Source organism: Legionella saoudiensis (genome assembly GCF_001465875.1).
In the GTDB taxonomy this organism is placed as follows: Bacteria; Pseudomonadota; Gammaproteobacteria; order Legionellales; family Legionellaceae; genus Legionella; species Legionella saoudiensis.
In genome coordinates this window covers 466,997-490,349 of sequence record NZ_LN901324.1, presented here as the reverse complement: position 1 = coordinate 490,349, position 23,353 = coordinate 466,997, and the positions used below count along the sequence as shown (strand labels likewise).

Here is a 23,353-nt window from a genome sequence, read left to right as displayed (position 1 = left end):
TGCCCCTTAGCTTACTTTTCCCCAGGTATCTTTCAAATCAACCACGCGATGAAAGGCACTTACGCGCCCGTCTTTTTCTTCATTAACGCAATAATAACCCAATCGTTCAAATTGGAATACTTCACCTACTGGCTGGTTGGCTAAGGAAGGTTCGCAAAGACCTTGCATTGTTTGTAATGAATCATGATTTAAAAATTGGAAAAAATCCTCTTCACGGGCAGGATTCGCATCTGTAAACAAGCGATCATATTGCAGGATTGTTACTGGATAAGCATGCTCGCTTGATACCCAATGAATTACACCCTTGACTTTTCTATCTTCAGGATTTTTTCCTAAAGTGTTTTCATCATAAGTACAACGTAGCTCAACTACTTCGCCCTGTTCGTTATGAATTACCTCATGACACTTAATCACATAAGCATGACGTAAGCGTACTTCAGCACCTGGCGATAAACGGAAGAATTTCTTAGGAGGATCCTCCATAAAGTCAGAGCGCTCAATATAAATTTCCCTTGTAAATGGAAGTTCGCGTCGTCCCGCTTCAGGATCTTGTGGATTATATGATGCGTTAAGTTGCTCAACTTTTCCTTCAGGATAGTTTTCAATGACTACTTTTAAAGGATCCATAACGCATAAGGCACGCTTCGCGGTTCGGTTTAACTCAGCGCGAACACATTCTTCCAACAAAGACATATCAATTACTGAATCACTACGTGAAATACCGATCATTTCACAAAATTGACGGATCGCTGCGGGCGGATATCCTCGCTTACGCATACCACGTAATGTTGGCATACGGGGGTCATCCCAACCTGAAACCGCATTTTTTTCTACCAACTCGCGTAGCTTACGTTTAGAAGTCACCGTATGCGATAAATTCAAACGAGCAAACTCTGTTTGTACTGGCTTTGCAGGCACAGGTAAATTATCAATAAGCCAATCATACAATGGCCGGTGATCCTGAAACTCCAGAGTACATAAAGAATGAGTAATTTTTTCTAAGGCATCTGAAATAGGATGTGCATAATCATACATTGGGTAAATGCACCATTCATCGCCTGTACGTTGGTGATGTGCGTGACGAATACGATATAGGACCGGATCGCGCATATTAATGTTACCCGATTGCATATCAATTTTTGCTCTTAATACATGCGTACCATCAGCAAATTCGCCAGCTTTCATACGGGTAAACAAATCCAGGCTTTCTTCTATAGGACGGTTACGGTATGGGCTTTCCCGTCCTGGCTCTTGCAAGGTTCCACGATAAGCACGAATTTCTTCCATGCTTAAACTGTCAACATAAGCTAAATTATTTTTAATTAATAATACGGCGTATTCATAAAGCTCATGATAATAGTCAGACGAATGGGTCATATCACACCATTCGAAGCCTAACCAACGCACATCATCAATAATGGCATGAACATATTCATCTTCTTCCTTGATGGGATTCGTATCGTCAAATCGCAGATAACAGATACCACCAAACTCTTGTGCTAAACCAAAATTAAGACAAATGGATTTGGCATGACCTACGTGCAAGTAACCATTAGGCTCCGGCGGGAAGCGCGTCACTAATGATTTATGTTTGCCGCTAGCTAGCTCATCAGTAATCAATTGTCTGATAAAATGTGCTCGTTTTTCGGTTAATTCTGTCATCGGTTTTTCCATCGTTTCCATATGATCGTCTGATCGTTATATTAAAATTGCTAGTTGTTTAATAGGTTGGCGCAATCAATATCATCAAAAAGATTTGTCATTACCGCGAAGGCGGAAGCTATCTTAACATGTGGTACTCCACATCAAGAAATAACTTCCCACCAACGGCAGGATGACCTTCTTCGATGATCATGGTAGCCTCGTCAGCCAACCTGAAATAATTATCGCTCATCCATCGCACAGCGCATGGAATGAATTAAGTTCGCTCCGGCTTGCAGCATATCATGTTTTGCCTGATATGCCTCTAAAATCTGATTAATCAAAGCAGCTCCAACAATAACACCATCCGCAAAGCGAGCAACTTCTGCTGCCATCTCCGGAGTTTTTATACCAAAGCCAACCATCAAGGGTAAATTTACTTGTGCCTTACGTAGCTGGTATTGGTTCTTTAATGAGGAGGTATCAAGACTACTCGAACCGGTTACCCCTTTTAAAGAAACATAGTATAAATATCCTTGAGCATGCTGTTGAATTAACGCCATGCGCTCATCGGTTGTTGTGGGTGAGCAAAGAAAAATACTATATAAGCCATGCTGTTTCCAAATAGAATTAACATCTGCACTTTCTTCAGGTGGTAAATCTACTAAAATCGTACCATCAACCCCTGCTTCAGTTGCGTGCTTAGCAAACAATTCATAGCCATATTGTTCAATGGGGTTTAAATAACCCATGATCACAATTGGCGTTTCTTGGTCTTGTTGGCGAAACTCGCTAACCATATGCAATACATCTTTAGTATACACTTGATGTGCTAAAGCACGTTCCATAGCTTGCTGAATTACAACTCCCTCGGCCATAGGGTCAGAGAAAGGGATTCCAATTTCTAAAATATCAGCCCCTGCCCTTACCAATTCATGCATTAACTTTACGGTTATCTCAGGATAAGGATCACCAGCCGTAATATAAGGGCTCAGCATTTTTTTTCCATTGGCTTGTATCTTAGCTAAAACTTTGTCTATTCGGTTCATACGCTAATCCCATCAATACTTGCAACAGTATGCATGTCTTTATCACCACGACCGGATAAATTCACGATAATGTTTTGGTTCTTGTCCATTGTTTTTGCTAATTTCATCGCATAGGCAACCGCATGGCTCGACTCTAATGCGGGCATAATTCCCTCAACGCGAGTCAAGGTGCGAAATGTATCTAAGGCTTCGTCATCATTAATGGCTTCATATGTCACTCGCCCAGTATCTTTTAAATAAGCATGCTCAGGCCCCACGCCGGGATAATCAAGGCCCGCAGAAATTGAATGTGTATCTTGAATTTGTCCATGCTCATCGCAAAGTAAATAAGTGCGATTACCATGTAATACTCCAGGCTTCCCAGCAATCAATGAGGCAGAATGCTCGCCACTTTCCAAGCCTTTACCACCAGCCTCTACGCCATAAATAGCTACGGAGTCATCATTTAGGAACGGGTGGAATAAGCCAATTGCATTAGAGCCGCCGCCAATACATGCCACTAAAGCATCGGGTAACCGCCCTTTTTCTTCTAAGAATTGCGCGCGAGCTTCCGTACCGATAACTGTCTGAAAATCGCGTACAATCTGAGGGTATGGATGAGGACCTGCTACTGTTCCAATAATATAGAAGGTATCATCAATATGACTAACCCAATCACGCATGGCTTCATTCAATGCATCTTTTAAGGTTCTGGAACCAGCGGTTACAGGTACCACCTCAGCACCCAACAACTTCATCCGATAAACATTGGTTGCTTGGCGTTTTATATCTTCCGCCCCCATATAAACCACACACTCAAAGCCTAACTTAGCAGCAACTGTTGCTGAAGCAACGCCATGCTGGCCCGCCCCAGTTTCAGCAATAATTCGTGTTTTACCCATGCGCTTTGCCAGCAAAGCCTGGCCTACTGTATTATTTACTTTATGGGCACCGGTGTGGTTCAAGTCTTCACGCTTAAGATAAATTTGTGCTCCTCCAATGAGCTGACTTAAACGCTCTGCGTGATAAAGCGGGCTTGGACGTCCCACAAAATAGCTTAATTCGCGACTTAATTCGGCCAAAAAGTCAGGATCATGGCGGTATTTATTATAAGCTTGTTCTAACTCGTGCAAAGCATGCATCAATGTGTCGGCAACAAAAATGCCACCATAGGGACCAAAGTGCCCATATTCATCAGGAAGTTCTTTTTTATTCATTGCGTATATACCTCATTATGTAAACTAGGGTAGAACCTAGTAGTCATGGTATTTAATTTAAGGCAAGCGTTGAAATACGCTTCATAAACTGCGCCATCTTCTTGTGATCTTTTATTCCAGGAGACGCTTCGATACCACTGCATAAATCTACTGCATAAGGATGGCAACTTTTAATGGCATCCACCACGTTCGATTCGTCTAACCCACCTGCTAATATATATGGTTTCTCTAGTCGTTGGGGAATGACTCCCCAATCAAAAATGAGCCCGGTCCCCCCTCTTACTGTGTCTGAGGGCGTATCCAATAACAAAGCACGCGCATTACCATAATCTTGTGTCATCTGTTGAATGTATGCACTTGAGTTTGAATGAATGGCTTTAATAAATGGTTTATTAAACTGCTGACAAAATTCCGCTGATTCAGACCCATGAAATTGAAGGAGCTGAATCGGCAATTCTTCGATAATTTGCTGTACTAATTCTGCGTCGGGATCGACCAAAACCGCTACTGCATCAATAAATGGTGGACTATTCTTTAATAAGGTCTTCGCTTGTTCCACAGTGACATGGCGCGAGCTTTTGGGATAAAAAATTAAACCAATCGCATCAACACCTAAGTGCACAGCATGAGCAATGTCGTCACTACGTGTCATTCCACACATTTTGACTCGCACTCGCGACGGATTCAATTATTTCTCCCAAAGAAAAGCCGGCCCCGGACTATTTTGTAAAATCCCAAACTCCTGCGGATAAGTCACTTGTACTAAATACAAGCCATAAGCAGGCGCCGTTTCAGCACCTAATCGCCTATCGCGTGCTTTTAAAACTTCTTCAACCCAGGATACAGGATGCTTTCCTGAGCCCACAGCAATTAAAACACCCGCTATATTGCGTACCATGTGATGTAAAAAAGCATTCGCAGTAATATCGATGATAACTAAATCATTAGCGCGAGTTACCTGGATTTTATGAACATTCCGCATCGGCGTATTTGATTGACATTCAACTGAGCGGAAAGAAGTAAAATCCTTTTCTCCAACTAAAAACTGTGCCGCTTGATTCATTAAGCGGTGATCCAACTGTCTGTACTGCCAAGTCATATTACTACGCAATAAAGCAGGTCGAATCGCTCCATTATAAATTATATAACGGTATCTTCTGGCCGTTGCTGAGTACCGTGCATTAAATTCTTCTGGTAGTTCTTTGCCCCACTTGACACAAACATCTTTAGGCAAAAAAGAATTTGCGCCATGAATCCATGCTCTTATACTGCGTTCTTTATCTGTATCAAAATGAACCACTTGGTTGGTGGCGTGCACCCCAGTGTCCGTTCTGCCTGCACAAACAACAGAAATTGGACTATCGGCGACTTTTGATAAAGCATGTTCTAAGGCTTGTTGCACGGTATGCAAGCCCGTTTGTGCTTGCCAGCCATGATAGTGGCTACCATCGTACTCAAGCACTAAGGCAATACGCATTCATTATTCCTAAATAAAATGGGTCAATTTATATTACTGGATTTGCTTTGTCTATACCTTAAGCGATTCATTTTCAAAGTTTACCTACTCAAGCCTCAAGTAACAATTATTTTTCTTGATCCATTTGAATAGCCATGATAATTTCGTTGGCTTTATTTTGAAAAAGCACTTTGAGACGCATTCTATGAGATGGAATTTTTTTGGTCGCAGCATAGCTACCTTAGCATTTGTTTTTAGTAGTCCTACTTTTTCTCAAGATACGGAAAACAATCTAGAACCATTTTGGAGTATGCCAGGTAACTGGATTATTTCTTTTGGCGCGGGAGTCCAATATCCGCAATGGCATAACCTTATGAAGGTTAATAATGCGCCAACTCCGGCTTCCCCTCGCAGTAATAACTTATTTTCCACCCGCAATCAAAGTGAGCCAGTAATCGGTGTTGCTTTAGGACGCCGTTGGCAACATGATAGTTACTGGTTTCCGTCTTATTCCTTTAGTGCCGTATGGAAATATTTTTTCAGAACTAATATTGGAAATACTATTCTGCACAATTCAGGTCCTGAATTCGCTAATTATAAATATAATTGGGATTTAACAGCGAATATGCTTCTGGCTTCTGCAAAAGTTAATCTCTTTCAATATGGACGATTTTCTCCTTTTGCGCACGCGGGAATTGGGAGTTCATTTAATAGAACCTCTAATTATAAAGAAATAGCTCCCGCTGGAATTATGCCGCGAGTAAGCCCGCAGTTTTCTGATTTCAGTACCAGTGAATTTACATATAATGTAGGTGCCGGCGTTGATCTCCAACTGACACCTCAGTGGATGCTCTCGGTTGCGTATAGTTATCAAGATCTAGGGCAAATTAGTTCTGGTCCAGGGAAAGGGACCTGGTCCAGTCAATCATTAAATCCTGGCTCCTACCATTCTAATGAAGTATTGGTTTCCATAAGTTATCTTTTTTCAGGTAAGCAGGCGGATATCAAATAGTGAACCTAAAATGCGGTGATTCCCATGTAAGAAAATCACCGCATGAAAAACAAAGCCATCACCTCCCATTTTAAATCACTTGCATTAGCACTACCTCTAATACATAATTTATCCCCTGCTTTTTTCCCGGATTACTATGTCAGCATCATTGATTGATGGAAAATTTTTATCAGCGCTCCGTCGAGATGAATTAAAACAACGTGTGCATGAGCTCGTGCAACAAGGACATCGTGCTCCAGGTCTTGCGGTAGTACTTATAGGCACTGATCCAGCCTCAGCAGTTTATGTTAATAATAAACGTAAAGCTTGTGCTGAAGTGGGTATCACTTCTCACTCTCATGACTTACCTGAGGAAACCAGCCAAGAAGAATTAATTAAGCTTGTTGATAAATTAAATAACGCCCAAGAGATTGATGGCATTCTCATCCAATTGCCACTTCCGAAACACATTAATGAAGCTAAGATCATTGAGCGTATTACACCTGCAAAAGATGTTGACGGCTTCCACCCCTATAATTTAGGTCGACTAGCACAACGCAATCCCCTCCTTCGCCCATGCACTCCTATGGGTATTATGAGCTTACTGGAGCATTATCAACTGAACGTAAAAGGCAAACATGCGGTGGTAATTGGTGCATCCAATATTGTAGGGCGTCCCATGAGCTTGGAATTACTTGCCGCCGGAGCAACGGTTACCATTTGCCATCGCCTTACTCAAAATCTCGAGCATTTTGTACGCATTGCTGATTTCGTTATTGTTGCAACAGGACATATGGATGTTATTGATGTTGAGTGGCTCAATAAAAATCAAGTTATTATTGATGTCGGCATTCATCGACTCGCTGACGGGACCATTCGTGGTGATGTCGATTTCAAAAAAGCAATTCATAAAGTAGGCTGGATAACCCCGGTTCCTGGTGGTGTTGGCCCCATGACGGTTGCTAGTCTTCTGGAAAATACTTTAATAGCAGCATCAATTAAGTTACCTGTTAATAAATAGTTAAGCCTTTAATGGTAAAATATTGCGCAATATGACCATCAAGGAATTATTTTGACCATGAAAATCGCTAATATTGCCGTTACCTTTAAGCTTCTTAACACCATTAAAAATGCCTTTGCACTTGCTGCAGCTGATGAGAATGGTGATGGTATAGAAATAGATACAGAGCAGGTTCTTACTCATATTAAAGATGGGGCTGATTTAGATATATGGGACGGAGTAAATAATAGCCCGTTACTCCACACACTGGTAGCAGGTACAGTAATTGACGGTTATAGTCCTTTTAATGCATTGGAAATAGTACAAGTGTTTCTAGAAAATGGCGCAAACGTTTTGGCCGTTGATCTGCAAGGAAATAACTTTTTTCATGCGTTAAGCACCGCAGCCCCAGAAACACTTAACCTTTTGAAGTTCATAAAACCCGATGATATAAATCAAGGGCTTCAAGCTAAAAACAAAGCCGGGCTTCTAGCTTGGGAATGTTATGCGCGTTGGGTTCCATATTACGAAGATATTCATGCCTTTCATCAGTTAATGCCTAAAGCGCATATGGAAGAGTACCAATTCGAAAGATTGCAACAAATCTCTAAAATGATTTATGGAGAAGAATTTAATGAAAGGATTCGTTACCTCCATCAAAAATCACAAAATGAGCCTCAAACTAAGAATTTACAAACTTACCCGGAAAACATACGCCTATTCATCTACGCATTAAGAAGCAATTTACCTCAAATAGTACAGGCTTACCAAGGTGTTATTGATATCCATCAACCTTTTGAGGGAGCTACATTATTGCAGCGTGCCGCCCAAAATGGCGATCGAGAATTAACCTTAGCTTTACTTAATTTAGATCAGAAAAAAACAGGGAAAAAAATGCTCCAAAATACGCGTTATGCTGATTTAAGTATTTCTTTTTTTGGGAATGACCGCTCAGAAGATGAGTCTATTAATGAAATAACGCCACAAGTTGCTCGTATTCAAATATAAAAAATACGCCTGGCTGCAAGCAATTGCAACCAGGCTTAACCCTATATTCAAATTATTTGTCTTCAAACGAATCCCAATCAAACTCACCACTGAGTTCATCAAAATCGTCTTTAAATTCCTCGCGTAAACGTTTGCGTTCCAATCGCTCTTCTAACATTCGCCGAACATTTTTTCGATGAGCAGTGTCCGTAGCATCAGCATCATCATCGTAACTGTAATCAGATAAAGACTGATCATCATAATCTTCATGCAGATCTCTCATCGCTGTCTCCTCAGACTTATCAAAAGGGTGCGAGATACTGTAAAAATTCACCCTTCCTACAAAGAGTATAGTAGAAAAATTTTTTAATCTGATATAATTCATTACATTACCCTTTCAAGAAAAATAATTTATGCTGAGCTATCAACACGGATATCATGCCGGTAATTATGCCGACGTAATGAAACATATCGCCTTAACACGCCTACTAAACTACTTAACTATCAAAGATAAGCCTTTGTTTTATCTTGAAACTCATTCTGGAAAAGGAATTTACGACTTAAAAAACAAACAAGCGGAAAAAACAGGGGAATACAAGCAGGGTATTAAATTAATTTGGCCTGACCACAAGGTCCTACCTCCCGTGTTTCATAATTACATTCAGTCTATTTCAGAGCTCAATAAAAATAATGAGTTGAAGCACTATCCTGGTTCTCCTAGCCTGGCAATTAAAAACCTACGTGCTCAGGATCGAATGTATTTTTGCGAACTTCATCCAACTGAATTTGATGAGCTAAGCACCTTACCGCGCCTCAATAAAAAAGTGCATTACAGCAATACTGATGGGGTTGCTGCAATGAATGCATTACTGCCGCCACCTGAAAAAAGAGGTTTAATTTTTATTGATCCCTCCTTTGAGATAAAAGATGAGTACAAAACGATTCCTGCAGCTATAAAGCAAGCGGTGGCTCGTTTTTCTACCGGGGTTTACTGTCTTTGGTATCCAGTTGTTGATAGAAGACTGGTTGATAGACTGGTGCGAAACATGAAAGATATTAAAGCCAGCAATGCATTACGTATTGAATTTAACTTGACTATGGCCCCGATGGAAGGAATGTCAGGAACAGGACTTTGGGTAATCAATCCACCCTATACTTTTGCGCAAGAAATGAAAACCGTCTTAGATACCCTGAGAACTTATTTTAACCCGGGGGTTTCCTCTTACTTAATTGAGACCTACTAACATGAATATTATCCCCATTCCTGCTTTCACTGATAATTACATCTGGGCTATTATTGATCAAGAGATAGGGGTATTTGATTGTGTTGATCCTGGCCAGGCACAACCTGTGCTTCAATTTGCTAAAGAACAGCATCTGGAGCTGCGCTCTATTTTATTAACGCATCACCACCACGATCACATTGGTGGTGTAGACCAGCTCTTGTATCACACGCCGAATTGTATAGTTTATGGTCCTAACGATCCCCGCATTTCCTATATAAATCATTACGTAAGCGAGCATCAAACCATCCAAGTCGGAAAGTATTCTTTCCGCATTCTATTTAATCCTGGGCATACATCCAGTCATATCAGCTATTATGAGCCTCAACAAGGTTGGCTATTTTGTGGCGATACGCTTTTTTCGGCAGGTTGTGGCAGAGTATTTGATGGGACAATAGAGCAACTGTACCATTCAATGGAGCTGTTTAAATCACTTCCTCTGGAAACAAAAGTATTTTGTGCCCATGAATACACCATGCAAAATTTACGTTTTGCCGAAACAGTAGAGCCTCACAACAAATTTACCAAAATGTATATTCACAAATTACAGACAGAAATGAATTCGTGCTCATTACCATCAACTATAGAAATTGAGTTAGCAATGAATCCTTTTTTACGGACACACAGCGCGGAAGTGCAAGCATTTGCTTATCGTCATGGAGCCTTAACGGGTACACCATTGGATATTTTTACCACATTGCGCGAAGCAAAAAATAATTTCAAATAAAATACAACAAGATACAATTAAATTCTTTATGCGCCAAGGATAACCAAAAAGGGTTTAATCATCGAATAAACTTTAGTACACTGGGAGGCCAATAGTATTCATAGGTAAATACCATTGAAAATAATAATAATAAAAAGTTTTTTATTAGGTATTCTCATTTTTTGTGGTATAGCTAATACCCATGCCACTTCCAATGTTTGGGAAGTGCTTCGCAGTGAATTTAAATTAGACCATGAAATTTCCCGTGCTGAAGTCCAAGGACAAATCCGTTGGCTAATTGCTCATCCAAGTTATTTGCAAAAGGTATTTCGTCAATCCCAACCTTATATCTATCACATTGTGACTGAAATAAAGAAAAGAAACTTGCCTGGGGAGTTAGCCCTAATTCCTATGATTGAAAGTGCTTTTGATCCCTTTGCTTATTCGGGTGTTGGCGCAGCGGGTCTATGGCAACTGATGCCAGGAACAGGAAAAGATTTGGGATTAAAACAAGATTGGTGGTTTGATGGACGACGCAGTATTGGCCCATCAACTGATGCCGCACTTAATTACCTGGTTTATCTAAATAAATTTTTTAACGGTAATTGGACATTAGCAATTGCCTCTTATGATGCAGGTGAAGGGACCATATCACGAGCAATCAAAGCAGCTCAACAAGAAAATCGAAGTACTAGCTTCTGGGACCTGCCTGTTCCTGGAGAAACTCAAATTTACGTTCCGCGATTACTCGCATTTGCAGAAATTATCAATAATGCACAACAATATAAATTATCCATTCCTGAAATTCCTTATCAGCCCTATTTCCAGGAAGTGAACATTGGCAGCCAAATCGATCTAAACCATGCAGCAAAATTAGCAGGAATTAGTTATCGAGAGTTAATCAAGTTAAATCCGGGATTCAATCATTGGACTACCGCCCCTTATAAACCCTTTAAGTTATTGATTCCCACAGAAAAAGTTCGTCAATTTAATTTAAATTTAGCCAATTTCCCTGAAGAGAAACGTGTGAGCTGGACCAAACACCAGGTGCAACAAGGAGACAATCTAGATACTATTGCGAATAGATACCATACGACAGTAAATTTAATTAAACAATTGAATCAATTAACCTCAAATCAAATAAAACCCAATCAATCTATTTTGATTCCTAGTACGCGAAATGCACCACTTGCGCCAATTACTCCTAAAAAAGAAATTCCTCTTGTCAAGACAACCTACTACAGTAAATCCGATCAATATAGAGCCCCTCCCCCTGCTCCTATGATTACTGCAGGAAGGCGACGTATGATTCATATTGTACAAGCTACTGATAGCTACCAACGTCTGGAAAAATTATATGGGGTTAACGCCAATGATATTTTGGTCTGGAATAAATTATCCAGTGACCAACGCTTACGTGTCGGACAGCAATTAATTATTTGGAAAACAGTAAAGCAACCCCAGTACTATGTAGTTCGCCAAGGAGATACGCTGGATGGGATCGCAAAACGTCATCAGGTTCCCATAAATCAAATTCTTTCTTTGAATCCCGGACTTAAGTGGAATACACCTTTATACCTTGGCCAACAAATTTTTTTAACTAAATAGTTACAAAAATTTTTTATTTACGGCATGAACCTTGCGAGAGTGAAAGCAAAACTTGTGTTATACTGAAAATAACTTGTTTATAGTATTAATGAATATATGAAATTACTATTTGATTTTTTCCCTATAGTTTTATTTTTTATCGTATATAAACTTTCTAACATATATACAGCCACTGCAGTGGCAATGGTTGCCTCATTAAGCCAAGTGGCATTCTACCGTTTAAAATTCCAACATTATGAAAAAATGCATTTAATTAGCTTGGCCATTATCATGGTACTTGGAGGCGCCACACTCTTTTTCCATAATCCGTGGTTTATCAAATGGAAGCCAACTGGAATTTATTGGCTTTCTGCATTGATATTTTTTAGTTCAAGTTTTATAGGCAGTAAACCATTAATTCAAAAAATGATGGAAGCTAATGTATCACTCCCTTCCAAGATCTGGCATAGGCTCAATATTGCTTGGTCTTTGTTCTTTATTTTAATGGGCGCAGTCAATATTTATGTGGCGTACCATTATGATACGGATGCCTGGGTTAACTTTAAATTATTTGGTGGTGTAGGATTTACCCTGCTTTTTGTACTAATCCAAGCGTTTTACCTAACGAAACATATGGATGAAACCGGACTTGAGAAACAATAGGAGCCATAATGAGACTATTGCTAGTTGAAGATGACGAATTACTAGGAGATGCTGTAAAAACAGGATTAACCCAGTTTGGTTATATAGTCGACTGGCTCAAGGATGGGGAAGCAGCACGCGCCGCTTTAAAATCAGAATCTTTTGAATTAATTATTCTTGATTTGGGTTTACCTAAATTATCAGGTTTAGGTTTGTTACAAAATATTCGTAATGATGGTAATCCAACACCTGTAATCATTCTGACTGCCCGTGAATCAGTTGAGGATCGCGTAAAAGGTTTAGACAGTGGTGCAGATGATTACCTGGTTAAACCCTTTGACTTAAATGAGCTCAGCGCTCGGATCAGAGCCTTAGTACGACGTTCTCAAGGTCGCGCTGACGCTGTATTACAGTACAAAAATATTACCTTAGATCCTGCCGCTCATTCAGTCTTTGTTGATGACGTTCTGGTTAACGTGCCTCGCCGAGAATTTGCATTATTGCAAAAACTACTAGAAAACAGCGGACAAGTTTTGTCACGTGAACAGCTCATGCAAAGTATTTACGGTTGGGAAGAAGACGTAGACAGTAACGCACTTGAAGTTCACATTCATAACTTACGTAAAAAGCTTAATGCCAATTTTATCCGCACTATTCGCGGTGTTGGTTATATGGCTGAAAAAAATGATGGTATTATGGTATCGTGAAGTCGTCTATACGAAAGTTTTTATTATTCAACTTGCTGTTGGCTATAACGATTACCACAACTTTAACGGCCATTGGAAACTATTATCTTGATCAAAAAGACATTCAAGATCACTTAGATACGTTAATGGCTGTTTCTGCATTATCGTATCAAGCTTTGTTGGGTGATGACCTCCACCAACGCCCTCTCGTAAAAATTCAAGAAGCGCTAGAAACTATTCCCCAAAAGGTAGATAACTTTTACCAAAAAAGATTTTTAAATGATGAGCCACCAGAAAATTATATGGATAAATTTAATTTTCAAGTTTGGACCAATGGTGGAAAATTATTATTGCATTCCTCCACGGCGCCTAAAATTCCTCTTGCTTCAGAAATTGATGGGTTTAGTGATAAAAAAATTGCCGATCAAGATTGGCGTGTATTTACTACTTATAATGCAAAAGCCGGGGTACGTACTGTTTTAGCCGAACGTTATGATACACGAAATGAATTAGGACATCGTATCGCCCAAGATGATCTTTACATTATGTTACTCACGTTTCCTCTCTCAGGATTGTTAATTTGGATTATTATCGGGCGGGGTTTAGATAGTCTTGATAAAGTTGCTGAGGAAGTAGCAAACCGTGCACCAAGCCATTTGGAGCCTGTTGATTTACAGGAGGTTCCTGAAGAAATAAAACCGGTTATCGATGAATTAAACAAGCTATTTTTTAGGCTAAAAGAAGGATTTGAGCGAGAAAAACGTTTTGCGGCAGATGCAGCTCATGAATTACGAACTCCTCTTGCTGCGTTGAAAACTCAAGCCCAAGTTGCCTTACATACAAATAACATCGAAGAAAAAAACCAAGCCTTGCAAAAATTAATTGCCAGTGTAAACCGCAGCACTCATGTGGTTCAACAATTACTCACCATGAGTCGCTTGGTGCCTGAAGCCGCACATATGGATGGAATGGATGAAGTAAATCTTAGCCGTTTGGCTCGGGAAACTTTAGCAATGCTTGCCCCATCAGCTGTAGAAAAACAAATTGATTTGGAGTTTGAAACTAATGCTGAGAGCCTTGCTATTCATGGAAATTCAACCGCTCTAGGCATATTGATTCGTAATCTAGTAGATAATGCAATTCGCTATTGTAATGAGGGAGGACATATTGTTGTACGTCTTTCTAAACAACAACATGAAGTAATGTTGGAAGTTTGTGATAATGGTCCTGGCATTCCCGCGGAACTACGTGCCCGTGTTTTTGAGCGATTCTTCCGTATCTTAGGTAATAAAAGTCCGGGAAGTGGCTTGGGGCTTGGTATTGTTCAGCAAATTTGTCAACTACATAACGGCCGAGTTGAACTAGACGCACCACAAACTGGAACTGGACTTATTGTTCGTGTATTTTTGCCTCTCGGCGATGATAATAAACATGTCTAGTGCACGAGAGCTGATGCCCTCGTCCGCGGAAGAATTCTAACGTGCCGCCAAAATCTGCAGAGCCTCACGAATCAATTGTTCACAACTCTTAGCTCCGTCATCAACCTTGTTTACTGCTTTTAAAGCCTCTTGAGGTTTGTATCCCAAAGCTTCTAATGCACTAACTGCTTCATCCTGGCCACGGATGATACTTACTGGCATCGACAAAGCATCGGCTGGTGAATCCGTGAATTGCTTAATACTGTCACGCATTTCCACAACCAAACGCTCAGCAGTCTTTTTGCCAATACCTGGTAATTTGGTTAGAAAAGCCGCATTTTCTTGCTTAATGCATTGAATAAATTCATTAGGAGTAGTGCTAGAAAGAATAGCCATCGCCATTTTTGGCCCTACACCATTTACTTTAATTAACGCACGAAACAATGCTCGTTCTTGCTTATCTAAAAAACCATACAATAGCAGTGCATCTTCACGAACAACGGTGTGAATATGCAGACCTACAGAGCCCTTTAGGCTATCCAACTGGAAAAAGGTATTTAATGAAGTTTCCACGTCATAGCCGACCCCCTGGACATTCACTACTAATTTTCCAGGTTGATGTTTATCAACTATCTGGCCATCAAGCCATCCAATCATCGTCTTCTTCTCCTTAAACTAACACCAGTTTTGCCTATAATTGCAGATAAATTCCGCATGCGGCTATGGCATATGGCAATTGCCAAAGCATCAGCGGCATCGGTTTGCGGCGCTTTATTTAACATCAACAAACTTACCACCATGTGCCCTACTTGAGCTTTCTCAGCAGCACCATAGCCAACTACGGTTTGTTTAATTTCACGTGCAGAATATTCGCTAACCTTTACACGATGTGAGGCGGCTGCAACCATAGCAACCCCTCGTGCATGACCTAACTTCAAAGCTGAATTAGGGTTTTGGTGCATAAAAACTTGCTCGATCGCGACCTCTTCAGGGGTGTAATGATCCATCAGTTGGCAAATGCCATCATAGATTTGTAATAGCTTTTCGCTTAACTCCCCATTAGGAGTCGTACGTATACACCCGCTATCTATGTATTCTATCTTCTGGCCTACATGCCTGATTAAACCATAACCAGTAACTCGTGAGCCCGGATCAATTCCTAGAATAACTGTCATTAGCTCATTGATTCTAAAAGTTTTTCGGAGAATTCAGCATTACTATAAACTTCCTGAACATCATCCAAGTCTTCCAGCATGTCGATCATTTTCATCAAACTTTCTGCAGATTCATCATCAATGGGTACTAAAGTTTGGGCACGCATCGTTAGCTGAGATTGCTCTACAGCCAAATTAGCCTCACTCAGCGCATTTAATACGCTATGATAAGCTTCAACTGGGGTGATTACTTCAATTTGTCCGTCTTCAACTGAAACATCATCAGCCCCAGCATCAATCGCAACTTCCATCACTTGGTCTTCAGATACACCGGGGGCCATAAGAATTTCACCCTGATTGGTGAATAAATAAGCTACCGAACCATCCGTTCCTAAATTCCCCCCATTTTTAGTAAATGCATGGCGCACCTCAGAAACCGTACGGTTTTTATTATCAGATAAACAATCCACTAATACAGCAACACCACCAGGCCCATAACCTTCGTAGCGCATAGCAACCATTGCCTCGCCATCAAGCCCTCCAACTCCGCGTTTAATTGCATTGTCAATTGTGTCGCGCTTCATATTCGCAGCAAGTGCCTTTTTAACCGCATCACGTAATCTGGGATTAGAAGACTCATCAGCTCCCCCCATACGTGCTGCTACAGTAATTTCGCGAATCAATTTTGTAAATATTTTGCCTCGCTTAGCATCTTGAACGCCTTTGCGGAATTTAATATTTGCCCACTTACTATGACCTGCCATACCAACCTCTAACTCGAATTAAATATATGTTCGATTATACATTCTCTGTTATTAAAAATCTTCATCCTTAAGTTAGATAATGTGCCTTGTAATACAGCCATTTTTACCATGACTTCCCGTATTATGACTTCCTCAAATACGGGCTATAAAATTTCCGGGTTTCATGGCACACTAACCACTAATAGATTATATAAGGAGATAAACAGTGTATCTGCAAGGTTTTGGCAATTACCATCAAAGCGAGGCGGTCTCAGGAGCATTACCAAGTAACCAAAATTCTCCGCAACACTGTAACTTAGGTCTTTATGCAGAGCAATTAAGTGGCACCTCGTTTACCCGCCCTCGCCACTTGAATCAGCATAGTTGGCTTTACCGCATTCTACCTTCTGTGGTTCAAGGAAATTATGAGCCTTATAAAAAAGAAATTGTAAAACCTTACCACCCGGAGCAATCTCCTAATCCGCTACGCTGGTCACCCATGGCCAATGCAAATAATGAATGTGATTTTATTGAGGGCTTATTTCACCTTGCGGGAAGCCATTTCGTAAAAACCTATCTCTATCAATGCAATCGTTCCATGCAGCATACTTATTTTGCTAATAATGATGGCGAATTATTATTCGTACCCTACGCAGGAGAAATTAACCTGCATACTGAATTTGGTAAGTTAAATATATGTCCAGGGATGATTGCAGTAATTCCTCGTGGGGTTAAGTTTAAAGTCGAGCTCGTCAGTAAAGAAACCAGAGGTTATCTATGCGAAAATGCCGGTAATCCCTTAACCCTACCGCAATTAGGACTTATCGGCTCTAATGGCTTAGCGAATCCGCGTCATTTTAAGTACCCGACTGCTGCTTATGAGCAACAAAGCCAGCAAGTTACCTTAATTTGCAAGCATCAGGACAAACTGTGGGCTGCCACCTGTGCTCATTCGCCACTTAATGTAGTGGCCTGGCATGGGAATTATGCACCCTATTGCTATGATTTGAGCCTATTTAATACCATTAATACGGTAAGCTTTGATCATCCAGACCCTTCTATTTTTACCGTGCTTACCTCAGAGAGTGATACTCCGGGGGTTGCTAACCTCGATTTTGTTATTTTTCCTCCCCGCTGGATGGTTGCAGAGCATACCTTTAGACCACCTTACTACCACCGCAACTACATGAATGAATTGATGGGACTAATCCGTGGTGAATATGATGCAAAAAAGGAAGGTTTTGTGCCTGGTGGCGTGAGCATTCATAATTGCATGACTCCGCATGGCCCTGATCAAGTAAGTTATGAAGCAGCGACAGCAAAAAAACTAGAGCCAGAGGCTTATTTAAATACTTTAGCCTTTATGTTTGAAACCCGTGATATCTGGCAAATTTCTGAGCAAGCAATGGAGGCTCCAGAGCGGCAAAGGAATTATGCTGATTGCTGGCAAGGTTTAAAGCCGACTTTTAAGCTTTAATAATTTTCTTACATCGCGCAGTTTTTAGATGACTCGAGGTGGTTGGGCTTTTAACCCAGCCACATTCCCCTGAGAAAATTTATGATCAAGTTTGATTTGGTTGACGTTTCAGCAAAACCTGGTTGCAAGCAACCAGGCTTATTTAAAATAGATCTTCTTGGGTTAACCCTACTTTTTCTAACAAACCACGTAGCGTTTTTAATGCTTCCACTTGAATTTGGCGTACACGCTCACGAGTAAGGTCGATCTCTTTGCCCACATCCTCAAGAGTTGCTTTTTCAAAACCACGTAAACCAAAACGTCGAGCAATAACTTGTTGTTGGTTTTCAGTTAATTTATCTAAAAGCGACTCAATGTGAAGGCGTAGGTTCTCATTAGTCAACAATTCTGCTGGATTCACACTATTTTCATCGGCAATAGTATCTAGCAAAGATTTGTTTTCATCAAAGCCTATAGGCGTATCAACAGAAGCGACTTTATCATTCAAACCCAGGAGTTTTTGCACATCTTCCAAAGGCTTATCTACCATTTCCGCAATTTCTTCCGGAGAAGGCTCATGATCAAGCTTTTGGGTAAGCTGGCGTGCCGCTCGCAGATATACATTAAGCTCTTTAACTACATGGATAGGCAAGCGTATCGTTCTGGTTTGATTCATAATCGCACGTTCGATCGTTTGTCGAATCCACCACGTAGCATAGGTTGAGAATCTAAAACCACGGTTTGGGTCAAATTTTTCAACTGATTTCATTAAACCCAAATTCCCTTCTTCAATTAAATCAAGTAAAGGAAGCCCCCGGTTAAGGTAACGCCGAGAAATTTTAACAACCAAACGTAAGTTTGATTCAATCATCTTTTTACGCGCTGCCACATCACCTTTTAAAGCAAGCGTTGCATAATGAACTTCTTCTTCAGCACTTAATAAAGGAGAGAATCCTATTTCACTCAAATACAATTGAGTTGCATCCATCATTTTTATGGCATTTTTGCCGCGACTAAAAGTAGGAAAAGCAGCATCATCCGAAAAATCAGGTAACTCAGATTCTTCCTCATCCTTTTCCGTGAGGACCTCAAAATCATCATCATCCATTAAGAATGTCTCATCGTCTGTACTTATCTCAGACAATTCTTCATCCTTAAATTCCGTATCTTTAATTGACTCATCGTCATTTTGCATGATTTCACCCTGTATGTTTAGCCGTGTTTCTAGAATTTACACCTTTTTCAGGTAGTCATCCCATCACGAAATCCCTTACAACATGACGAGCTGCAACCATATAGTACCTCTATTGTTGCTACAACCACTCATTAAATGTCAACCTTTTTGTAAATAATTCAATGGGTTGACAGGAACACCCGCTTTTCTGATTTCAAAATGTACACCTGTGTACTTACGATCAATGATTCCGGCAACGGCAATTACTTGCCCGGCATTCACATGTTGTCCTTCTGAAACCATAATTCGCGCATTATTGCCATAAGCGGTTAAAAACTCATTGTTATGCTTTATAATAATTAAATTTCCATATCCTGACAAACCACTTCCAGCATAAGCTACTGTACCACTTGAAGCGGCAATAACTTTTTCCCCAGACTTACAAGCAATATTTATGCCTTTTTTACCCTGACTTGGAATAAAAGTAGTAACTACACGTCCACTTACTGGCCATAACCATCCCGAAGCAGATCGAGCATAGCGCCGTGTAGGTGAATGAACTATTTGGGGGGCAGAAATTGCTCTAGGCCGATATTGTTTAAATTGTGCTATATGCCTTTGTACAGGCGCTCGACGAGCCACTCCTCGCACATTTAAAACCTGTCCTACTCTTAAAGAATAAGGTGGCGGAATACGATTTAATCGCGCCAAGCTGCGATAATCAGTATCATAACGAAAGGCGATGGCAAAAAGTGTTTCTCCACGTTGTACAATATGTGTTCCTTGATGTCTGGAATATGGCCGCCATTTTGACTCAGTTACAGGGGCTAAATTGGACCCACAGCCCACAAGCGCGATTGCCAGAAAAAGACATAACGATCTTTTGCAAAATGTTAGTATCATGAATTGCCTCAAGCAAATATTTTCATTAAAAAAATCTGCCGCAAATGTTTCTAAACTTAAGGAATGTTTTATCCCCATTCCTGCACTGGGCTCCGCGGGGCAAGCCGCGGAACGCCGAGGAGGGGTTGAACTCTTAATAGGAGTATCCGCACCTCATTTTGGATAACGTACTTAAAGTACCAAATTAACCCCAGTTAACCAACTGGATAATTGATCAAACATTTTATAATTGGTCATATCCAAATGTAACGGGGTAATTGAAACATACCCTTCTCTCACCGCGCAAAAATCTGTTCCCGGGCCTGCATCAGCGGCCTCTCCCGGCAATCCAATCCAATAAATAGGGCGTCCACGGGGATCCTGATCTCTCACTAGAGGCTGCGCCCCATGACGTGTGCCTAAACGAGTAACTTGTAAGCCCTTAATTTGCTCAAGGGGTAAATCGGGAACATTCACATTCAATATGGTTTGTGAGGGCAAACTATGAGTGCTTAACTTGCTCACCAATTGCTTGGCAATACAGGCTCCCGTTTCATAATGTTTAATTGTGTCACCAACCATAGACATGGCAATTGCCGGCAAACCTAGGTAGCGTCCCTCCATCGCCGCAGCAACCGTACCTGAATAAAGAACATCATCACCTAAGTTTGCTCCGTCATTTATTCCAGAAACAACCATATCAAAAACTGGGCTTAAAAAGCCTGTAACTGCCAAATGTACGCAATCAGTGGGTGTACCTTCTACACTATAGTAACCATTCTCTAATTGTTTTACTTTTAAGGGTCGGCTCAAGCTTAAGGAATTACTGGCACCACTGCGATTCCTATCAGGGGCAACTACCTCGATGTCCACAAAAGTGGAGAGTTCCCTAGCCAAAATAGTAATTCCTGGAGCATGAACCCCATCATCATTGCTTATTAATACTCTCATCGTTAACTCGCTGGGGATTCTAACCATTTAACAACAGCTAAATGCTCTTCCAAATCATGCTGGTTTTGAGCAATACTTGTTTGCAATTCTTGGTTAGACGCGTCGTTTTTTAATTTTTTCTCTTGTTCTGCAATAGTCTCTTGTAATGCTAGAATTTTATTACCAAAACCTTGCGGACTTTGTTGTAATTGATAAGCTAGACTATTCATTCTTCCGGCAATCTCTTGCATTTGATCACAGGTCATACCTTGTGGCTGTTGTTCTGGGCAACTTTTTATTGCCTGTTGTAATTCATTGGGATGGGTTTGGTAATAATGTTCATCTTTTTTCATACAAGATGTTAATCCCAACATTACTAATATTGCCACCAAGTACTTATTCATACTCAACCTCTTGATGTAAACTACAAAAAGTCGATATTATCATCAGATAATCCCTAATTCCATCTTAGTGAGAATTTCCACATGTTAGATTTCAAATTACAACGTGATGAACAGACTGGAGAGCAATATTTAGAAACGTCTTTGTGCGGAAAGCCGTTACTGACAACACCCCAATTAAATAAAGGAACAGCCTTTACTCATGAAGAGCGTAGAGCTTTTGGTTTATTGGGCAAACTCCCCCATCGAGTGGAAACTCTAGATGAGCAGGTCAAGCGAGCATACTTACAATACTCCAGCTATACCACCAGACTGCAGCAAAATATTTATTTAAACAACTTACACGATAAGAACCAAATCTTATTTTATAAATTGTTACACCGCCACTTAGGTGAAATGTTACCTACCATTTATACCCCCATTGTAGGCACTGCGGTAAAACGGTTCAGCCATGAATACAGACAACCACGTGGTTTGTATATTGCGCATTCAGATAAAAATCTCATTGATGAAATCATTGGCAATCGTTCCAATCCTGAAATTGACGTCATTGTAGTCACTGATGGTGAGGGCGTTTTAGGTATTGGCGATCAAGGAATTGGCGGTATGGATATTCCGGTGGCTAAATTAATGGTTTATTGTTTATGTGGCGGTATTAATCCGGTACGCACCCTACCCGTCTTTCTGGATGCAGGCACCAACAATCAAGACTTATTGAATGATCCTTTATACTTAGGTTGTCGCCATCCACGAATTAGTGGCGCGGCTTATGATGAGTTTATTGCAAGTTTTGTACAAGCCATTCATAAGCACTTCCCTAATGCCTTTTTACATTGGGAAGATTTCGGCCGGGGCAATGCGCGCCGTATTCTGGACCAGTTCCAAGATGAGTTATGTACTTTTAATGATGACATCCAAGGAACGGGTGCCGTTACTTTAGCTGCGCTTATGTCTGCATGTAATGTCACCGGCTCCAAGCTACAAGATCAACGCATTGTTGTTTTTGGTGCGGGCTCTGCAGGAACCGGTATTAGTGACCAAATCATCGATGCGATGATACGCGAAGGTTTAAGTGAGGAAGAAGCGTATAAACGTTTTTGGCTAATTGACAGACAAGGCTTATTACTTAATAACGATGCCGAACTTACTGGAGCACAAAAACCATACGCTCGCGACCCCAATGAGATTGCTCAATGGAATACTAAGAAACAGCATCCTTCCCTTACAGATACTGTAAGGCATGTGAAACCAACGATCCTTATTGGTTGTTCTGCGCAAGCGGGTGCCTTTTCACAAGATATTATCGAGATTATGACGCAAACTTGTGAGCGCCCTATTATTTTCCCATTATCGAACCCAGATGAAAAATGTGAGGCCAGACCTGAAGATATTTTAGCGTGGAGTCAAGGAAAAGCGTTAATCGCAACAGGAACCGCATTCCCAGCAGTTGAATATCAAAATCGCATGGTGCAAATCGCGCAATGCAATAATGCCTTAGTATTTCCTGGTATTGGTTTAGGAGTATTAGCAGTTAATGCATCAAAACTAACTGAGGATATGATTCTTGCCTCAGCAGAAGCCTTATGTCGTTTTGCTCCAAGTAAGAAGGATAGCTTCTTACCGCTACTGCCATCTTTAGATGATGCACAAACCGTTGCTAAAGAAATTGCGATTGCGGTGGCTCAATCTGCTATCGATTCAGGTCATGCTCAAAAGAATCAAGATGCGGATTTAGAGAAATTAATTGAAGATATGTTTTGGATGCCAAGATATTTACCGTTTAAGAAAGTATAATTTGCCTGTTTGTAAGCGGGATTAATTTCACAAGATATGTTAACTGTCGTCATTGCGGTAGCAATGCAAGCTCTGTGCCACGCACCCTGGGTTGCTTCGCTGCGCTCGCAATGACGGTTAATATTGGGAGCAAACGTCCTCTATTTAAATCCGCTATAAGTGATATAAATATGCTTC

General features: G+C 40.7%; 24 protein-coding genes. 11 read left to right on the top strand and 13 right to left on the bottom strand.

Annotation, left to right across the window (positions count from 1 at the left end):
* Nucleotides 1-6: 6 nt before the first annotated feature.
* The 5 genes from BN3124_RS11160 to truA all read right to left on the bottom strand — a co-directional run bounded on the left by BN3124_RS11160 (nucleotide 7) and on the right by truA (nucleotide 5,363).
* Entirely contained in the window at nucleotides 7-1,662 is a 1,656-nt protein-coding gene (locus BN3124_RS11160; RefSeq protein WP_058534878.1) for a glutamine--tRNA ligase/YqeY domain fusion protein, read from the bottom strand.
* Between the two features lie 221 nt (nucleotides 1,663-1,883).
* Nucleotides 1,884-2,690 carry a tryptophan synthase subunit alpha gene (trpA, locus tag BN3124_RS11155; protein ID WP_058534877.1) on the bottom strand — a complete coding sequence of 269 codons (807 nt, stop codon included), beginning with the start codon at nucleotides 2,688-2,690 and terminating at the stop codon, nucleotides 1,884-1,886.
* Nucleotides 2,687-3,886, bottom strand: a complete 1,200-nt coding sequence (gene trpB, locus BN3124_RS11150) for a tryptophan synthase subunit beta (RefSeq protein ID WP_058534876.1) — start codon at nucleotides 3,884-3,886, stop codon at nucleotides 2,687-2,689. The genes trpA and trpB overlap by 4 nt, the downstream gene beginning before the upstream one ends.
* 52 nt (nucleotides 3,887-3,938) lie before the next feature.
* The gene (locus BN3124_RS11145) at nucleotides 3,939-4,574 is read right to left on the bottom strand and encodes a phosphoribosylanthranilate isomerase (RefSeq protein WP_058534875.1); all 636 of its coding nucleotides are present in this window, start codon (nucleotides 4,572-4,574) and stop codon (nucleotides 3,939-3,941) included.
* Entirely contained in the window at nucleotides 4,575-5,363 is a 789-nt protein-coding gene (truA, locus tag BN3124_RS11140; RefSeq protein ID WP_058534874.1) for a tRNA pseudouridine(38-40) synthase TruA, read from the bottom strand. It lies immediately after the preceding gene.
* Between the two features lie 184 nt (nucleotides 5,364-5,547).
* On the opposite strand from truA, the gene BN3124_RS11135 reads away from it, so the two are divergent.
* The 3 genes from BN3124_RS11135 (at nucleotide 5,548) to BN3124_RS11125 (ending at nucleotide 8,341) form a co-directional block, all read left to right on the top strand.
* Complete coding sequence (locus BN3124_RS11135) at nucleotides 5,548-6,354, top strand: outer membrane protein (protein ID WP_058534873.1); 807 nt, start codon at nucleotides 5,548-5,550, stop codon at nucleotides 6,352-6,354.
* Nucleotides 6,355-6,490: 136 nt separating this feature from the next.
* Nucleotides 6,491-7,354, top strand: coding sequence for a bifunctional methylenetetrahydrofolate dehydrogenase/methenyltetrahydrofolate cyclohydrolase FolD (folD, locus tag BN3124_RS11130; protein ID WP_058534872.1), 864 nt, complete (start codon nucleotides 6,491-6,493; stop codon nucleotides 7,352-7,354).
* A gap of 57 nt (nucleotides 7,355-7,411) precedes the next feature.
* Complete coding sequence (locus tag BN3124_RS11125; RefSeq protein ID WP_058534871.1) at nucleotides 7,412-8,341, top strand: hypothetical protein; 930 nt, start codon at nucleotides 7,412-7,414, stop codon at nucleotides 8,339-8,341.
* Nucleotides 8,342-8,393: 52 nt separating this feature from the next.
* On the opposite strand, the gene BN3124_RS11120 is transcribed toward BN3124_RS11125, so the two are convergent.
* Complete coding sequence (locus tag BN3124_RS11120) at nucleotides 8,394-8,603, bottom strand: PA3496 family putative envelope integrity protein (RefSeq protein WP_058534870.1); 210 nt, start codon at nucleotides 8,601-8,603, stop codon at nucleotides 8,394-8,396.
* A 130-nt stretch (nucleotides 8,604-8,733) separates the two neighbouring features.
* Between BN3124_RS11120 and BN3124_RS11115 the strand changes: the two genes are divergently transcribed.
* The 6 genes from BN3124_RS11115 to BN3124_RS11090 all read left to right on the top strand — a co-directional run bounded on the left by BN3124_RS11115 (nucleotide 8,734) and on the right by BN3124_RS11090 (nucleotide 14,663).
* Nucleotides 8,734-9,564, top strand: coding sequence for a 23S rRNA (adenine(2030)-N(6))-methyltransferase RlmJ (locus BN3124_RS11115; RefSeq protein ID WP_058534869.1), 831 nt, complete (start codon nucleotides 8,734-8,736; stop codon nucleotides 9,562-9,564).
* Between the two features lies 1 nt (nucleotide 9,565).
* Nucleotides 9,566-10,330 (top strand): hydroxyacylglutathione hydrolase, encoded by a 765-nt coding sequence (gene gloB / locus BN3124_RS11110; RefSeq protein ID WP_058534868.1) that lies wholly within the window; start codon nucleotides 9,566-9,568, stop codon nucleotides 10,328-10,330.
* Between the two features lie 126 nt (nucleotides 10,331-10,456).
* Entirely contained in the window at nucleotides 10,457-11,917 is a 1,461-nt protein-coding gene (locus BN3124_RS11105; protein ID WP_407927396.1) for a lytic transglycosylase, read from the top strand.
* Between the two features lie 96 nt (nucleotides 11,918-12,013).
* Complete coding sequence (locus BN3124_RS11100) at nucleotides 12,014-12,559, top strand: septation protein A (protein ID WP_058534867.1); 546 nt, start codon at nucleotides 12,014-12,016, stop codon at nucleotides 12,557-12,559.
* An 8-nt stretch (nucleotides 12,560-12,567) separates the two neighbouring features.
* Entirely contained in the window at nucleotides 12,568-13,245 is a 678-nt protein-coding gene (locus BN3124_RS11095; RefSeq protein ID WP_058534866.1) for a response regulator, read from the top strand.
* Nucleotides 13,242-14,663, top strand: coding sequence for an ATP-binding protein (locus BN3124_RS11090; RefSeq protein WP_058534865.1), 1,422 nt, complete (start codon nucleotides 13,242-13,244; stop codon nucleotides 14,661-14,663). Before BN3124_RS11095 ends, BN3124_RS11090 begins: the two co-directional genes overlap by 4 nt.
* A 36-nt stretch (nucleotides 14,664-14,699) precedes the next feature.
* Here BN3124_RS11090 and ruvA read toward each other — a convergent pair whose 3' ends face one another.
* From ruvA to BN3124_RS11075, 3 genes are read right to left on the bottom strand one after another with little or no spacing between them, the layout of a single operon-like run.
* Nucleotides 14,700-15,299, bottom strand: coding sequence for a Holliday junction branch migration protein RuvA (ruvA, locus tag BN3124_RS11085; RefSeq protein WP_058534864.1), 600 nt, complete (start codon nucleotides 15,297-15,299; stop codon nucleotides 14,700-14,702).
* Nucleotides 15,296-15,817 carry a crossover junction endodeoxyribonuclease RuvC gene (gene ruvC, locus BN3124_RS11080; RefSeq protein ID WP_058534863.1) on the bottom strand — a complete coding sequence of 174 codons (522 nt, stop codon included), beginning with the start codon at nucleotides 15,815-15,817 and terminating at the stop codon, nucleotides 15,296-15,298. Before ruvC ends, ruvA begins: the two co-directional genes overlap by 4 nt.
* Nucleotides 15,817-16,560 (bottom strand): YebC/PmpR family DNA-binding transcriptional regulator, encoded by a 744-nt coding sequence (locus tag BN3124_RS11075; RefSeq protein WP_058534862.1) that lies wholly within the window; start codon nucleotides 16,558-16,560, stop codon nucleotides 15,817-15,819. Before BN3124_RS11075 ends, ruvC begins: the two co-directional genes overlap by 1 nt.
* A 205-nt stretch (nucleotides 16,561-16,765) precedes the next feature.
* Here BN3124_RS11075 and hmgA point away from each other — a divergent pair, with 205 nt between their 5' ends.
* Nucleotides 16,766-18,016 (top strand): homogentisate 1,2-dioxygenase, encoded by a 1,251-nt coding sequence (hmgA, locus tag BN3124_RS11070; RefSeq protein WP_058534861.1) that lies wholly within the window; start codon nucleotides 16,766-16,768, stop codon nucleotides 18,014-18,016.
* Nucleotides 18,017-18,158: 142 nt separating this feature from the next.
* Here hmgA and rpoS read toward each other — a convergent pair whose 3' ends face one another.
* The 4 genes from rpoS to BN3124_RS11050 all read right to left on the bottom strand — a co-directional run bounded on the left by rpoS (nucleotide 18,159) and on the right by BN3124_RS11050 (nucleotide 21,385).
* Nucleotides 18,159-19,190, bottom strand: coding sequence for an RNA polymerase sigma factor RpoS (gene rpoS, locus BN3124_RS11065; RefSeq protein ID WP_058534860.1), 1,032 nt, complete (start codon nucleotides 19,188-19,190; stop codon nucleotides 18,159-18,161).
* A 138-nt stretch (nucleotides 19,191-19,328) separates the two neighbouring features.
* A complete protein-coding gene (locus tag BN3124_RS11060; protein ID WP_058534859.1) occupies nucleotides 19,329-20,072 on the bottom strand; it encodes a peptidoglycan DD-metalloendopeptidase family protein in 744 nt (247 codons plus the stop codon).
* A 171-nt stretch (nucleotides 20,073-20,243) separates the two neighbouring features.
* Nucleotides 20,244-21,002 carry a 5'/3'-nucleotidase SurE gene (gene surE, locus BN3124_RS11055; protein WP_058534858.1) on the bottom strand — a complete coding sequence of 253 codons (759 nt, stop codon included), beginning with the start codon at nucleotides 21,000-21,002 and terminating at the stop codon, nucleotides 20,244-20,246.
* Nucleotides 21,003-21,004: 2 nt separating this feature from the next.
* Nucleotides 21,005-21,385: a hypothetical protein gene (locus BN3124_RS11050; RefSeq protein WP_058534857.1), complete on the bottom strand. Its 381-nt coding sequence runs from the start codon at nucleotides 21,383-21,385 to the stop codon at nucleotides 21,005-21,007.
* An 81-nt stretch (nucleotides 21,386-21,466) separates the two neighbouring features.
* Here BN3124_RS11050 and BN3124_RS11045 point away from each other — a divergent pair, with 81 nt between their 5' ends.
* Nucleotides 21,467-23,176, top strand: coding sequence for an NAD-dependent malic enzyme (locus tag BN3124_RS11045; RefSeq protein ID WP_058534856.1), 1,710 nt, complete (start codon nucleotides 21,467-21,469; stop codon nucleotides 23,174-23,176).
* Nucleotides 23,177-23,353: the final 177 nt, after the last annotated feature.